Source organism: Chryseobacterium mucoviscidosis (genome assembly GCF_002177115.1).
Classification (GTDB): domain Bacteria; phylum Bacteroidota; class Bacteroidia; order Flavobacteriales; family Weeksellaceae; genus Chryseobacterium; species Chryseobacterium mucoviscidosis.
Map to the genome: position 1 here is coordinate 267,688 of NZ_MVAG01000122.1, position 13,853 is coordinate 281,540.

15 protein-coding genes are annotated in these 13,853 nt (G+C 36.5%); 12 read left to right on the top strand and 3 right to left on the bottom strand.

All coding sequences use genetic code 11. From position 1 onward, the window contains the following. Position 1 precedes the first annotated feature (1 nt). From B0E34_RS13065 to B0E34_RS21345, 12 genes are all read left to right on the top strand, one after another. Positions 2–931 (top strand): glycosyltransferase family 2 protein, encoded by a 930-nt coding sequence (locus tag B0E34_RS13065; protein WP_087710078.1) that lies wholly within the window; start codon positions 2–4, stop codon positions 929–931. Then, positions 932–1,708: a polysaccharide deacetylase family protein gene (locus tag B0E34_RS13070; RefSeq protein ID WP_087710080.1), complete on the top strand. Its 777-nt coding sequence runs from the start codon at positions 932–934 to the stop codon at positions 1,706–1,708. It begins immediately after the preceding gene. Continuing rightward, complete coding sequence (locus B0E34_RS13075) at positions 1,705–2,799, top strand: glycosyltransferase family 4 protein (RefSeq protein ID WP_087710082.1); 1,095 nt, start codon at positions 1,705–1,707, stop codon at positions 2,797–2,799. The genes B0E34_RS13070 and B0E34_RS13075 overlap by 4 nt, the downstream gene beginning before the upstream one ends. Positions 2,800–3,048: 249 nt before the next feature. Continuing rightward, complete coding sequence (gene hisG, locus B0E34_RS13080) at positions 3,049–3,906, top strand: ATP phosphoribosyltransferase (RefSeq protein WP_087710084.1); 858 nt, start codon at positions 3,049–3,051, stop codon at positions 3,904–3,906. Position 3,907: 1 nt separating this feature from the next. Next, positions 3,908–5,200 carry a histidinol dehydrogenase gene (hisD, locus tag B0E34_RS13085; RefSeq protein WP_087710086.1) on the top strand — a complete coding sequence of 431 codons (1,293 nt, stop codon included), beginning with the start codon at positions 3,908–3,910 and terminating at the stop codon, positions 5,198–5,200. Continuing rightward, on the top strand, positions 5,187–6,212 hold the full coding sequence (gene hisC / locus B0E34_RS13090) for a histidinol-phosphate transaminase (protein ID WP_087710088.1): 1,026 nt from the start codon (positions 5,187–5,189) through the stop codon (positions 6,210–6,212). The genes hisD and hisC overlap by 14 nt, the downstream gene beginning before the upstream one ends. Positions 6,213–6,278: 66 nt before the next feature. After that, complete coding sequence (gene hisB, locus B0E34_RS13095) at positions 6,279–7,373, top strand: bifunctional histidinol-phosphatase/imidazoleglycerol-phosphate dehydratase HisB (RefSeq protein ID WP_087710090.1); 1,095 nt, start codon at positions 6,279–6,281, stop codon at positions 7,371–7,373. Continuing rightward, entirely contained in the window at positions 7,373–7,951 is a 579-nt protein-coding gene (gene hisH, locus B0E34_RS13100; protein ID WP_087710092.1) for an imidazole glycerol phosphate synthase subunit HisH, read from the top strand. Before hisB ends, hisH begins: the two co-directional genes overlap by 1 nt. 9 nt (positions 7,952–7,960) lie before the next feature. Next, positions 7,961–8,683 carry a 1-(5-phosphoribosyl)-5-[(5-phosphoribosylamino)methylideneamino]imidazole-4-carboxamide isomerase gene (gene hisA, locus B0E34_RS13105; protein ID WP_087710094.1) on the top strand — a complete coding sequence of 241 codons (723 nt, stop codon included), beginning with the start codon at positions 7,961–7,963 and terminating at the stop codon, positions 8,681–8,683. Beyond that, the gene (hisF, locus tag B0E34_RS13110) at positions 8,676–9,428 is read left to right on the top strand and encodes an imidazole glycerol phosphate synthase subunit HisF (protein ID WP_087710096.1); all 753 of its coding nucleotides are present in this window, start codon (positions 8,676–8,678) and stop codon (positions 9,426–9,428) included. The genes hisA and hisF overlap by 8 nt, the downstream gene beginning before the upstream one ends. Continuing rightward, positions 9,425–10,012 (top strand): bifunctional phosphoribosyl-AMP cyclohydrolase/phosphoribosyl-ATP diphosphatase HisIE, encoded by a 588-nt coding sequence (hisIE, locus tag B0E34_RS13115; RefSeq protein ID WP_087710098.1) that lies wholly within the window; start codon positions 9,425–9,427, stop codon positions 10,010–10,012. The genes hisF and hisIE overlap by 4 nt, the downstream gene beginning before the upstream one ends. A gap of 193 nt (positions 10,013–10,205) precedes the next feature. Further along, positions 10,206–10,346: a hypothetical protein gene (locus B0E34_RS21345; RefSeq protein ID WP_165762986.1), complete on the top strand. Its 141-nt coding sequence runs from the start codon at positions 10,206–10,208 to the stop codon at positions 10,344–10,346. Positions 10,347–10,402: 56 nt separating this feature from the next. On the opposite strand, the gene B0E34_RS13120 is transcribed toward B0E34_RS21345, so the two are convergent. From B0E34_RS13120 to B0E34_RS13130, 3 genes are all read right to left on the bottom strand, one after another. Further along, positions 10,403–11,320, bottom strand: a complete 918-nt coding sequence (locus B0E34_RS13120; RefSeq protein WP_087710100.1) for a M28 family metallopeptidase — start codon at positions 11,318–11,320, stop codon at positions 10,403–10,405. An 81-nt stretch (positions 11,321–11,401) separates the two neighbouring features. Beyond that, a complete protein-coding gene (locus B0E34_RS13125) occupies positions 11,402–12,577 on the bottom strand; it encodes a M28 family peptidase (RefSeq protein WP_087710102.1) in 1,176 nt (391 codons plus the stop codon). 98 nt (positions 12,578–12,675) lie between these two features. Further along, positions 12,676–13,848 (bottom strand): M28 family peptidase, encoded by a 1,173-nt coding sequence (locus tag B0E34_RS13130; RefSeq protein WP_087710104.1) that lies wholly within the window; start codon positions 13,846–13,848, stop codon positions 12,676–12,678. Positions 13,849–13,853 lie beyond the last annotated feature (5 nt).

Below are 13,853 nucleotides of genomic sequence, written 5' to 3' on the forward strand. Positions count from 1 at the left end.
TATGAAAAAAATTTCAATTGTAATTCCTGCGCATAACGAAGAAGGAAACGTGGCTTTGGTTCATCAGAAAATTAAAGAAGTTTTTGATGGACTGGATGATTACGGCTTTGAAATTATTTTCGTGAACGACGGAAGCCGCGACAAAACCCAGCAGAAGCTCGAAGAACTTTCCGCAAAATATGACGAAGTAAAATTCATTGAATTTTCACGTAATTTCGGACATCAACCCGCCGTAAAAGCAGGAATGGATAATGCTTTCGGAAATGCGGTCATTTCCATGGACGGCGATCTTCAGCATCCCCCTGAAATGATTCCTGAAATGATCCGGAAATGGGAAGAAGGCTACGACATTGTTTTTACGATTCGAACCTATCCGAAGCAGATTTCCTACTTTAAAAGAAAAACATCCGACTTTTTTTATAAAATCCTGTCGAGTTTGTCCGATGTTAATTTAACAAAAGGAGGCGGATCAGATTTCAGACTGATGGATGCGAATGCAGTCGAAGTGATGAGAACGTTCAACGAGGATGACCTCTTTTTACGGGGTTTAACAAGCTGGATGGGCTTTAAACAGACCGGAATCGAATTTACAGCCAATGAAAGACTTTCAGGTGAAAGCAGCTATAACCTCAAGAAAATGATCACTTTTGCATTTACAGGGATTACGGCATTCAGTGTAAAACCACTGTATATTGCAGCCTATTTAGGATTCCTTTTTTCCGCATTTTCAATTGTCGGATACGGTTTGTATGTCATTTATTCCTTCGTGGCAAAAACCGAAATTTCAGGATGGGCTTCATTAATTATGACCATCGTATTTTTTGGCGGTCTGCAACTGATTATTTTAGGAATTATGGGAATTTATTTAGGCAAAATTTTCAAACAGGTAAAAGAAAGACCTAATTATATCATCAAAAATAAAAATTTTTAAATGGTTTTATTAAGTTTTGACATCGAGGAATTTGATATGCCATTCGAATACAAAGGCGAAATTTCCTTTGAACAGCAAATCTCAATTTCTCAGAAAGGCGTCGAAAGAATTTTAGATATTCTCAAAAAACACCATGCAAAAGCAACGTTCTTTTCAACCGTAGTTTTTGCAGAAAACAGCAAAGAACTCATCAGAAGACTGTTAAATGAAGGTCACGAATTGGCTTCTCACACATGGTTTCATTCAGATTTTGAAGAAAAACACCTTAAAGAATCCAAAGAACGGCTCGAAGAACTGTTTTCAACGCAGGTTACAGGACTTCGAATGCCCAGAATGATGCCTGTAAGCAAAAATGCTGTTGAAAACGCGGGATATTCTTACAATTCGTCCATCAATCCGACCTATCTTCCCGGAAGATATAATAATTTAAAAATATCAAGAACTTATTTTAACGAAGGAAATGTGGTGCAGATTCCGGCTTCCGTTTCACCCAACTTCAGAATCCCATTATTTTGGCTGAGTTTTCACAATTTTCCATTGTTTTTCTACAAAAAACTGGCTTCAGACGTTTTGAAAAAAGACAAATATCTCAACATCTACTTTCATCCGTGGGAATTCGCCGAAATAAAAGACGAAGCTTTTAAATTACCCGGTTTTACCGTAAAAAATTCCGGAAATGATATGATAGAAAGATTTGATGAATTTGTTTCGTGGTTAAAAAGTAAAAATTATTCATTCGGAACATTTCAGGAATTTCAAAAACAAATACAGCCATGAAGATAGCATTTGATGCCAAAAGATTTTTTCACAACACTTCCGGTTTAGGGAATTATTCCCGCGATCTTGTTAGAATTTTAGCACAGTATTTCCCTGAAAACGAATACATTCTGCTCAACAAAAACAAATCGGAAAGAGGATCTGATATTTTAGAAAACTCCAACGTTCATTTTGTGGAAACTTCCAAAGGAAAAATGTCCCGACAGTTTAAAATGGGGAAGGATGCCCAAAAACAGAACGCCGATATTTTTCATGGATTATCCGGCGAATTGCCTTTGAAATGGGATCAAAAACCCATCAAAAAAATTGTCACCATTCACGACCTTATTTTTGAAAGATATCCGCAATATTATTCCTTTTTCGACCGTAAAATTCACTTCTGGAAATTCAGGAAAGCCGCAAATTCTGCCGATAAAATCATTGCCATTTCAGAACAGACCAAGCGCGATATTATCCAGTTTTTAAAAGTTCCCGAATCGAAGATCGAAGTCATTTATCAGGGATGCCATAAAGCGTTTAAAGAACAGCAATCCGAAGAATTCATTCAGAAAACCAAAGAAAAATACAGTCTTCCGGAAAAATTCATTCTCAATGTCGGAACCATCGAAGAACGTAAAAATCTTCTCAATGTGGTAAAAGCGTTGAAAGACACGAATATTCCACTCGTGGTTGTCGGCAAAAAAACAAAATACTTCAGGAAAGTGGAACAGTTTGTTCAGCAGCATAAAATCAGCGTGCAGTTTCTCGAAGGAGTTTCCATGGATGAACTCGCTGCAATCTACAAACTTGCCGATATCTTCGTTTATCCAAGCTTTTTCGAAGGCTTCGGAATTCCTGTCATCGAAGCATTATTTTCAAAAACAGTAGTTATTACAAGCAATACAAGCTGTCTTCCCGAAGCGGGCGGTCCCGATTCCGTCTATGTAGATCCGGAAAATCATCTCGATATTCAGTCTAAAATTAAATTTTTATGGGACAACGAATCCGAACGTAAACGCCGTGCTGATAAAGGTTTTCACTTCGTTCAGCAGTTCAACGACGAACCGATTGCCAATAACCTGATGAATCTTTACCGAAAAATTATTTCGTAAATTTTTTGGCAGTTTAAAAATAAGTCCTACATTTGTACCACAATTTTCAACAATGAAACCGAATTTTTTAACAGTACATCATTATCATCATCATCTCTGCTAAGACGGAATTGATTGATATGTACTTATGTTAAAAATCAAAATAATTAAAACCGTCTGAGTAAACAGGCGGTTTTTTGTTTCTAAATTCATCCCGGGCAATTTATTTCCAAACCCTCCTTTTTTTACTCAGACACAACAAAAAGTAAAATGAGTAAATTAAAAATAGCCATACAGAAAAGCGGTCGTCTTTACGAAGAATCTCTTCAGCTTTTAAAAGACTGCGGTATTTTCGTTAACAACGGAAAAGATCAGCTAAAAGTTTCCGTAGAAAATTTTCCGATGGAAATCATGTATCTCAGAAATTCGGATATTCCTCAGTATCTGGAAGACGGAGTGGTAGATATTGCCATTGTAGGAGAAAATCTTCTGGTAGAAAAACAGAAAAAAATTGAAATCGTTCAGCCTTTAGGATTTTCAAAATGCAGGGTTTCTCTGGCAGTTCCGAAAGAAATTGAAACCGATGAGATCACCTATTTTCAGGGAAAAAAAATAGCTACTTCTTATCCGAATACCCTGAAAAACTTTTTGGATAAAAACAATATTTCAGCAGACATTCACATCATTTCAGGTTCTGTAGAAATCGCACCGAACATTGGTCTTGCCGACGGAATCTGCGATATTGTAAGCTCAGGAAGTACCCTCTTCAAAAACGGATTAAGAGAAACCGTTACGATTCTTACTTCTGAAGCCGTTCTGGCAAAAACATTCAGACTGGATGAAGAAAAAACCAAAATTCTTGAAAAATTTCTCTTCAGAATTAAAGCCGTTCTTAAAGCAAAAAATTCAAAATATATTCTCATGAATGTTCCGAACGACAAGATCGCAGAAGTTTCAAAAGCGCTTCCTGTGCTGAAAAGTCCTACGGTAATTCCGTTGGCGGAAGAAGGGTGGAGCAGCATCCATTCCGTGATAGACGAAGCGCGTTTCTGGGAAGTGATTGATGAACTGAAAGACAAAGGAGCGCAGGATATTTTAATAATTCCAATCGATAAAATGGTGATTTAATATGCAAATAGAAAGATATCCTGAAAGGGAACAATGGTCTGAATTAACAAAAAGACCCGTTATAAAAAGAGAAAGATTAACAGAAATCGTTGCCGGAATTTTCGATGAAGTGAAGAACAACGGAGATCAGGCGTTGATTGATTTTGCTAGAAAATTTGATTCCGCAGAAATAAACAACATTAAAATTTCTGAAGAAGAAGTTGAAGCCGCTGAAAATCTGATCAGTGAAGAACTGAAAACAGCCATTCAGGAAGCAAAATCGAATATTACCAGATTTCACGCTTCACAAATTCCTACGATCGAAAAAATAGAAACAACAAAAGGAGTGGTTTGCTGGAGAGAAAACCGAGCCATTGAAAAAGTAGGAATTTATATTCCGGGAGGAACAGCGCCGTTGTTTTCTACGGTTTTAATGCTTGCTATTCCGGCTCAGTTAGCGGGTTGTAAAGAGATTATTCTCTGTACGCCGCCCGATAAAAACGGCAATGTAAATCCTGCCATTTTATATACGGCAAAATTGTGCGGAGTAACGCAGATTTTCAAGACAGGAGGCGCTCAGGCAATTGCAGCAATGACTTTTGGGACAGAAAGTATTCCGAATGTCTACAAAATTTTCGGGCCGGGAAATCAGTATGTTGTTGCCGCTAAAGAATACGCACAAAACTACAATATTGCCATCGATATGCCTGCCGGACCGAGTGAAGTTCTTGTGATTGCCGATGAAAAGGCGGTTCCTGAATTCTGTGCAGCAGATTTGCTTTCTCAGGCAGAACACGGAAGCGACAGTCAGGTGATTTTCCTGTCCACAGACGAGAAAATTCTTAATGAAACCCTTCTGGAAACCCAAAAACAGCTTGAAGCACTTTCAAGAAATGAAATGGCAGCAGAATCTTTGAAAAACAGTCATTTTATTTTACTGAATTCAATAGATGAAGCTTTGGAATTCAGCAATTTGTACGCTCCGGAACACTTGATTTTAGCCGTTAATGATTTTGAAAATTATATTCCGAAAATTCAGAATGCCGGTTCTGTGTTCTTAGGAAATTATTCATGCGAGAGTGCAGGAGATTACGCGAGCGGAACCAATCACACCCTTCCTACCAACGGTTTTGCGAAAAATTACAGCGGGGTTTCTCTTGACAGTTTTGTAAAGAAAATTACTTTTCAGAATCTGTCGGAACAGGGATTGAAAAAATTAGGAAAAACCATTGAAATAATGGCTGAAGCGGAAGGACTTTTCGCTCACAAAAATGCAGTAAGTATCAGATTAAAAGAACAGAATGAAAGAATTTAATATCAAAGATTTAGTAAGAAAAAATATTCTTGAACTGCAGCCTTATGTGAGTTTCAGGGACAATAATACATTTGAAAATCCTGTTTTTCTGGATGCGAATGAAAGCGCGTTCGGAGAACTGAACCGTTATCCGGATTCTACTCAAAAAGAATTGAAACAAAAATTGGCAGTTTTGAAAGATGTTTCGGCTAAGCAGATTGCTGTCGGAAACGGAAGCGATGAACTGATTGACCTTATCGTGAAAGTTTTTTGTGAACCTAAAAAAGATGCTGTTCTGATGATGAATCCTTCTTTTGCGATGTACGGATTTTATGCTTCGGTGAATGAAAATAAAGTGGTTAAACTGAATCTGAATGAAAATTTTGGAATCGATAAAGAAGAGTTTTTAAAAATCTCAAACGAAGAAAAACCAAAAGTTTTCTTTTTATGTTCGCCCAATAATCCTACCGGAAATTCTATTGAAGACATTGAATTTTATATTCAGAATTTTGAGGGAATTGTTGTGGTTGATGAAGCGTATATTGAATTTTCAGGAAAGAAATCGTGTGTTGAGCTGTTGGAAAAGTTTCCCAATCTTATCGTTCTTCAAACCTTCTCAAAAGCTTGGGGAATGGCGGGAGCAAGAGTCGGAATTGCATATGCTTCAGAAGAGATTATTCAACTGATCAATACGGTTAAATCTCCGTACAATGTTAATTCTTTAAGTTTAAATAAAATATCAGAACTTATTAGTAATAAAGAGATTATAAATTCAAATATAGAAAATACTTTAAATGAAATTTCTTGGTTGAGAAATGAATTAGAGACAATAAATTGCATCAAAAAAGTATTTCCAAGCAACGCCAATTTCTTCCTGATTCAGTTTGAAAACTTAGATAAGGTGTACTGGAAATTGCTGGAAAATGAAATTCTGACGAGCAAAAGAAGTCCGCAGATTCCGGATTGCATTAGAATTAATGTGGGTAATAGAGAAGAAAACAATAAGCTGATTAACGTCTTAAAAAGTATTTAATTAAATCTGAAACCTTACAGATTTTTAAAAACCTGTGAGGTTTAGAAAAAGTAAAAGAAAAGTAAAATGAAAAAAGTATTATTTATAGATCGTGACGGAACCTTAATCTTAGAACCGCCCATTGATTTTCAGGTTGATTCTCTTGAAAAGCTGGAATTTTATCCCGGAGTTTTCCAGAATCTTTCCCGAATTGCCAGAGAGCTTGATTTTGAACTCGTTATGGTAACCAATCAGGATGGTTTGGGAACCGAAGGTTTTCCTTATGAAGATTTCATCAAACCACAGGAAAAAATGCTCAAAGCCTTTGAAAATGAAGGAATTGTTTTCAGTGATATTCTGATTGACAGAAGTTTTGAAAGTGAAAACCTGCCGACAAGAAAACCGGGAACCGGAATGTTGGGAAAATATATTTACGGAGACTACGATCTGGAAAATTCATTTGTGATTGGAGACCGGCTTACAGATATTCAGTTGGCAAAAAATTTAGGAGCAAAATCTATATTGATCAATAAAGTTCAGAATGATGAAGCCGATTTAACGACGGAAAGCTGGAGCGAAATCGCACAGTTTTTAACGAATATTCCGAGAAAAGCAAAAGTATCCAGAAAAACCAATGAAACAGAAATTGAAATTGAGGTTAATCTTGATGGAAGCGGAGCCTCTGAAATTTCAACCGGATTACAATTTTTTGATCATATGCTCGAACAGATTTCCAAACACGGAAATTTAGATTTGAAAATTAATGTGAAAGGAGATTTGCAGGTCGATGAGCATCACACCATTGAAGACACAGGAATTGTTCTCGGAGAAGCTGTTTTAAAAGCTTTGGGAAAGAAAAAAGGAATTGAGCGTTATGGTTTCCTGCTTCCGATGGATGATTGTTTAGCACAGGTCGCTATTGATTTTGGAGGAAGACCGTGGTTAATGTGGGAAGCGGATTTTCAGCGTGAAAAAATTGGTGATGTTCCGACTGAAATGTTTTATCACTTTTTTAAATCCTTCACCGATTCTTCAAAGTGTAATCTCAACATTAAAGTGGAAGGTGATAACGAACACCACAAGATCGAATCTGTGTTTAAAGCATTTGCCAAAGCGTTAAAAATGGCAGTAAAACAGACGGATAAGAATTTTAATTTACCATCAACCAAAGGACGTTTATAATGATTGCCATCATCAAATACAACGGCGGAAATGTCAGTTCCGTGCAGAATTCATTGAACAGATTAAATGTAGAATCTGTGGTAACCGATGATTTTGACCTGATAAGAAAAGCCGACAAAGTAATTTTTCCGGGAGTGGGTGAAGCGTCTTCTACCATGAAATTGTTAAAGGAAAAAGGTTTGGATCAGTTAATTCCGACTTTAAAGCAGCCGGTTTTAGGCGTTTGTCTGGGAATGCAGCTCATGTGTAAAAACAATGAAGAGGGAAACACAGTCGGGATGGGAATTTTTGACATCGATGTTAAAAAGTTTCCTGCAAAGAATATTGTTCCGCACATGGGATGGAATACGATTTCAGATTTTAAATCAGAAATATTTTCAGGGATTGAAGAAAACAGCGATGTGTATTTCGTTCACAGTTTCTACTGCGAATTATCGGAAAATACGACATCGGTCTGCGATTACATTCTGCCATTCAGTGCATCTCTGCAAAAGGATAATTTTTACGCGATGCAGTTTCACCCCGAAAAATCAGGAGATGTAGGAAGCCGTTTACTGGAAAATTTTTTAAAACAATAAAAACTGAATATGAAAATTATTCCCGCTATAGACATCATCGACGGAAAATGCGTTCGTTTGTCGAAAGGAGATTACGATACCAAAAAAATATACAATGAAAATCCTCTTGAAGTCGCCAAAGAATTTGAAAGTTTTGGCATACAATATCTTCATCTGGTGGATCTTGACGGTGCAAAATCTAAGCATATTGTTAACCAAAAGGTTTTGGAAACCATTGCGAAAGAAACTTCTCTGGAAATTGATTTCGGGGGCGGACTGAAAACTCTAGAAGACATTGAAATTGCCTTTAATTCGGGAGCAAAGCAGATTACGATTGGAAGTATTGCGGTTCAGGATCCCGATTTCTGTTTTGATCTGATTGAAAAATACGGTCCGGATAAAATTATTCTCGGAGCCGATTGCGAAAACCGTAAGATAAAAACTTCGGGCTGGCTGGAAGAAAGCCAATTGGATGTGATCGATTTTATTCTCAAATATAAAAATAAAGGAATTAAAAATGCGATCTGTACGGATATTTCCAAAGACGGAATGCTTCAGGGCGCTTCGGACGAACTGTACAGAGAAATTGTAGAAAAAACAGCAGTTCAGTTAATTGCAAGCGGCGGAATTTCGTGTATAGAAGACGTTGAACAGATGAAAAAGATCGGCTGTTCCGGAACGATTATCGGAAAGGCAATTTATGAGGGAAGAATCAGTTTGCAGCAACTCCAAAATTTTATTGAAAATGCTTAAAAAAAGAATCATTCCGTGTCTGGATATCAAAGACGGAACTACAGTAAAAGGAATTAATTTTGAAGGATTAAGAAATGCGGGAGATCCTGTAGAACTTGCCAAAAGATATGAAAAAGAAGGCGCAGACGAATTGGTTTTTCTGGATATAACCGCAACGATAGAAGAACGGAAAACTTTTGCCGGACTGGTACAGAAAATCGCAGCAGAACTGAGTATTCCATTTACAGTCGGCGGCGGAATTTCTACGGTGGAAGATGTAAGAAGACTCTTGGAAGCAGGAGCAGACAAGATCAGTATCAATTCTTCGGCGGTTAAAAATCCGGCACTAATTTCGGATTTATCAAAAGAATTTGGTAGTCAGTGTATTGTGGTTGCTATTGATACGAAATTAGTAAACGGATCTGACTGGGTTCATGTGAAAGGAGGAAGGGAAATAACGGATCTGAAGACTTTGGACTGGGCAAAGAAAGCAGAAGAACTGGGAGCGGGAGAAATTCTTCTTACTTCAATGGATGGCGACGGTACAAAAAACGGGTTTGATCTCAGAATAACAAAGTTAATTTCCGAAAGTGTAAATATTCCCGTCATTGCTTCCGGAGGCGCCGGAAAAATGGAAGATTTTGAAGCCGTTTTTAATCAGACAAAAGCAACAGGAGCTTTGGCGGCAAGTATTTTCCATTTTAGAGAAGTGCAGATTCAGGATCTTAAAAATAATTTGAAAATTAAAAAAATTGCAGTACGATGAATATCGATTTTAATAAAAGTGAAGGCTTGGTTCCGGTGATTATTCAGGATGACAGAACGTTACAGGTTTTAATGTTGGGCTACATGAACGAAGAAGCTTTTGAAAAAACCAAAAAAGAAGGAATTGTAACTTTTTTCAGCCGTTCCAAGAACCGTCTCTGGACAAAAGGAGAGGAGTCCGGAAATTTTTTAAAGGTTAAAAATATTGCGATAGACTGCGATCAGGATACAATTTTAATTAAGGCAATTCCTACAAATGTTGTCTGCCACACCGGAAGTTTCAGTTGTTTTGGCGATAAAGATTCTAAAGGTTTTCTGTATGAACTGGAAGAAAAAATAAGCCAAAGAATTGATGAAAAAACCGAAGGTTCCTATACGTATTCATTATTTCAGAGAGGCATCAACAAAATGGCTCAGAAAGTGGGAGAGGAAGCCGTAGAAGTAGTGATCGAAGCCAAAGACAATAATGATAATCTGTTTAAAAATGAAGCGGCAGACCTGCTGTATCACCTTTTGATTTTACTGAAAGCCAAGAATTTTACACTGAAAGATATTGAAGAAATTTTGCTTTCCAGAAACCGATAAAGTTGTATTTTTATCTCTAAACTCATTAAGAATCAACCGCAAAAGAGGCAAAAGACCATTATGTTGCAAGAATTAGAATATTCAAAACTATCAGAAGAATAAAATCGAAGATTTTTTAAACTGTTTTAAATGAAATTTCAGCTTATTTTTGTCACTTATGTGTTTTAAATACAATTCATTAAAAAATTATCCCATGAAAGAAGACAACAAAGAAAATCAGCAATCCAAAACCGAACCGGAAAGTAAAGGAAAAATTAACCCTGAAAAGGGAAAAGTAAAAGAAGTAAAACCTCCCAATTCTGATGCTGCAAAAGGCGGTACAAGAGCCGGATAAATTAGAAGCCAGTCGGATTTTCGGCTGGCTTTTTTTAATAATTATTTCGATTATCTCTATTTTTTCGATGCGACAGCAAAATGCTGCAATGCGCCGATTGCCGCTTTACCGATATTAAAAACATATTGTACATCAGTATTGGCAAAAGTATCATCCGCAGTATGAGGAAGATCGCTTCTCAGATATTCGAAAAATCCGGTGATTACTTCACCCTTCTTCTCAAAAGAGATGTAGTCGGTATCTTCTGCGGGATCGATTTTTGCCTGTAATGGAGAATATAAAGTTGTGCAGGTCATCAGTTCTTTGGTAATCTGTTTAGAAGCTTCATTATTTTTTGAGCTTCCTCCCTGATCTTCATCACAAAATACGGTATCGTTGAACATTCCTTTTTTACCACCGACCTGATCCAGATTGAAGACCATTTTTATATCAATCTGCCTGGTTTTGTTCTGATAAACGACCTCATTTACATAATGTCTGCTTCCGTACAATCCCTGTTCCTCACCTGAAAAATGAATGAATTTTATGGAATATTCAGTGGGAATATCTTTCAGGATTTTTGCGGCTTCCAGAATGATGGATGTTCCGCTTCCGTTATCGTTGACTCCGGGACCGTTAATGCTGTCGAAATGTCCGCAAATAATGATATATTTATCCGGATATAAAGTTCCTTTCTTAGTAATGATCAGGTTTTTAGATTTTAATTTTCCAATAGAAAAAGGATCTTCTTCCATTTGGTTTTCGGAATATCCGAAAGATAAATATTTATTTTTGATCCAGTTCAGGGCATTTTCATTTTCTATAGAACCTGTGGTTTTAACACCCAGTTTTTCAAATTCCTTTAAATGGGATATGATGTCCTCTTTTTTTAATAAGTTAACTCTGTCCTGATAAGTCTGAATAAAGCTTTGTGCCTGAAATACTCCGGCTGTTACCGAGAAAAGAAAAATGGCTGTTAATTTTTTGAAATTCATATTGGTAATTAGTTTATTATTTTACAAATATAGAAATAAAAAATCCTGAGAAAGAAACTCAGGATTTTGCTTGATCATTGATTATTTTCCGATAATTATTTTTCTTACCGCTTTTTGGTCTTTTGTTTTAATTGTTGCGATATACGTTCCGTTTGGTAATTCTGAAACATTTACTTTCGTTTCATTTTCCTTATTTAAAACAAGCCTGCCATTGATATCTGAAATTTCAAGACTGAAATCTTTAACATCTTCCGGAAGTTCAACATTTAAATAATCTTTCGCAGGATTGGGATAGATCTTTATAGATTCTATAGAATTTCCGGAAAGTAATGCTTCTTTTTTCTGTAAAGAATTTGCTGCAACCGCAAAGTGCTGTAAAGCTCCTAAAGAAGCTTTTGCTATATTATAAATATAAACTGGATCTGTATTAGCAAATGTATCGTTTGAAGTATGAGGATAATTACTTCTTATTCTTTCAAAAAAGCCTGTAATAATTTCGCCTTTTCTTTCAAAAGGAATATAATCTGTAGCTTCAGCCGGATCTACCGCCGTTAGAAGAGGAGAATATAAAGCGGTACAGTTTCGCAATTGCTGTGTAACGTTTGCTGAAGCTGCATTATTGCTGGAGAGACCTCCCTGATCTTCATCACAATAGATTGTATTGTTATTATTGCCCATTTTTCCGCCAACCTGATCCAGATTGAAGACTAATTTAATGTCTACTTTCTTAATATTATTTTGATAAACAACGTTATTTACGTAATGTGAACTTCCAATAAGTCCCTGTTCTTCACCAGAAAAATGGATGAATTTAATCGAATATTCTGTAGGAACGTCTTTTAAAATTCTTGCCGCTTCCAGAATGATGGATGTTCCGCTGCCGTTATCGTTTACTCCGGGACCGTTTATGGTGTCGAAATGTCCGCAAATGATAACGTATTTGTTAGGATAAACGGTTCCTGTTTTAGTGATGATTAAATTTTTTGAACTTTTGCCGTTGTAAGTGAAGGCATCTTCCGAAATCTGGTTTGAAGAATATCCGAAAGCCAGATATTTATTCTTAAGCCAGTTGAAAGTATTATTATTCGCTGTTGAGCCGGTGGTTTTAATCCCTAAATTGGCAAAACTCTGTAAGTTTGTTGTAATATTGGTTTGTGTTACCATATTAGCTCTGTCCTGATAAGCCTGAATAAAAGATTGTGCATTGAAGCTTAAAGCAGATAAAGAAAAAAGCAGAAATGTGGATGTCTTTTTCATTTTGTTATTAATTTTTGTAATTTGATTGGTATACAAATGTAATAATAAAAAAATCCTAAACAAAAGTTCAGGATTTTAATTTTACAGAAAAATAAAAATTATTTACCGATAATTATTTTTCTTACCGCTTTTTGGTCTTTTGTTTTAATCGTTGCGATATACGTTCCGTTTGTTAATCCAGAAACATTTACCTTAGTTTCGTTTTCCTTATTTAAAACAAGTCTTCCGTTCATATCCGAAATTTCTAGACTGAAGTTTTTAACGTCTTTAGGAAGTTCAATATTTAAAAAGTCTTTTGTCGGGTTGGGATAGACTTTTACAGATTCTAAATGATTTACCGTTTTTTCGTCCGTAGCCAGTAAACTTGTAGAGGCTGTTGCAAAATGCTGTAAAGCTCCTACAGCCGCCTTTCCTACGTTGAAAACATAAGTGGGGTCTACATTGGCAAAAGTATCGTTTACGGTATGTTCATTATAACTTCTTACCGTTTCGTAAAAGCCTGTAATAATGTCTCCTTTCGCTTCAAAAGGCATATAATCGGAAGAGTAGGCGTTCGACATTACCGTCTGTAATGGTGAATACAGCGTTGTACACGCTGCAAGCTGCTGCGTAACGGAAAGAGAGGCAGCATTGTTTCCTGTTTGCCCGCTTTGGTCACTTTCGCAGTTGATGGCAACATTAGAATTGCCTATTTTTCCACCTACCTGATCTAAATTAAAGACCAGTTTGATGTTTAACTGACGGACACTGTTCTGGAAAACCACACTGTTTACATAATGTGCACTTCCCTGTAATCCCTGTTCTTCGCCGGAAAAGTGAATGAATTTAATAGAATATTCTGTCGGAACATCTTTTAAAATTCTTGCCGCTTCCAGAATAATAGAAGTTCCGCTTCCGTTATCGCTTACTCCGGGACCTGTAATGGTGTCGTAATGTCCGCAGATAATAACGTACGTATTCGGATAAACGGTTCCTGTCTTGGTAATGATTAAATTTTTAGAACTTGTAGAGCCAAATGTGAAAGGATCTTCTACCATCTGACTTGCTGTATAACCGTAAGACTGATATTTTGCTTTAAGCCAGTTTAATGCATTGGTATTGGCTACAGAACCCGTTGTTTTTACGCCAAGATTCCCAAATTCCTGAAGTAATGTAGTTATATTGGTCTGGGTAACCAAATTGGCTCTGTTCTGATAAGCCTGAATAAAACTTTGAGCCTGAAATGCATATGTTCCTAATGAAAACAGCAGTAGAGTAGTTATTTTTTTCACTTTAA

Excerpts from the sequence above, each read along its gene's own strand:
- B0E34_RS13065 (WP_087710078.1), top strand. The coding sequence starts at position 2 with ATGAAAAAAATTTCAATTGTAATTCCTGCGCATAACGAAGAAGGAAAC.
- B0E34_RS13070 (WP_087710080.1), top strand. The coding sequence starts at position 932 with ATGGTTTTATTAAGTTTTGACATCGAGGAATTTGATATGCCATTCGAA.
- B0E34_RS13075 (WP_087710082.1), top strand. The coding sequence starts at position 1,705 with ATGAAGATAGCATTTGATGCCAAAAGATTTTTTCACAACACTTCCGGT.
- hisG (WP_087710084.1), top strand. The coding sequence starts at position 3,049 with ATGAGTAAATTAAAAATAGCCATACAGAAAAGCGGTCGTCTTTACGAA.
- hisD (WP_087710086.1), top strand. The coding sequence starts at position 3,908 with ATGCAAATAGAAAGATATCCTGAAAGGGAACAATGGTCTGAATTAACA.
- hisC (WP_087710088.1), top strand. The coding sequence starts at position 5,187 with ATGAAAGAATTTAATATCAAAGATTTAGTAAGAAAAAATATTCTTGAA.
- hisB (WP_087710090.1), top strand. The coding sequence starts at position 6,279 with ATGAAAAAAGTATTATTTATAGATCGTGACGGAACCTTAATCTTAGAA.
- hisH (WP_087710092.1), top strand. The coding sequence starts at position 7,373 with ATGATTGCCATCATCAAATACAACGGCGGAAATGTCAGTTCCGTGCAG.
- hisA (WP_087710094.1), top strand. The coding sequence starts at position 7,961 with ATGAAAATTATTCCCGCTATAGACATCATCGACGGAAAATGCGTTCGT.
- hisF (WP_087710096.1), top strand. The coding sequence starts at position 8,676 with ATGCTTAAAAAAAGAATCATTCCGTGTCTGGATATCAAAGACGGAACT.
- hisIE (WP_087710098.1), top strand. The coding sequence starts at position 9,425 with ATGAATATCGATTTTAATAAAAGTGAAGGCTTGGTTCCGGTGATTATT.
- B0E34_RS21345 (WP_165762986.1), top strand. The coding sequence starts at position 10,206 with ATGAAAGAAGACAACAAAGAAAATCAGCAATCCAAAACCGAACCGGAA.
- B0E34_RS13120 (WP_087710100.1), bottom strand. The coding sequence starts at position 11,320 with ATGAATTTCAAAAAATTAACAGCCATTTTTCTTTTCTCGGTAACAGCC.
- B0E34_RS13125 (WP_087710102.1), bottom strand. The coding sequence starts at position 12,577 with ATGAAAAAGACATCCACATTTCTGCTTTTTTCTTTATCTGCTTTAAGC.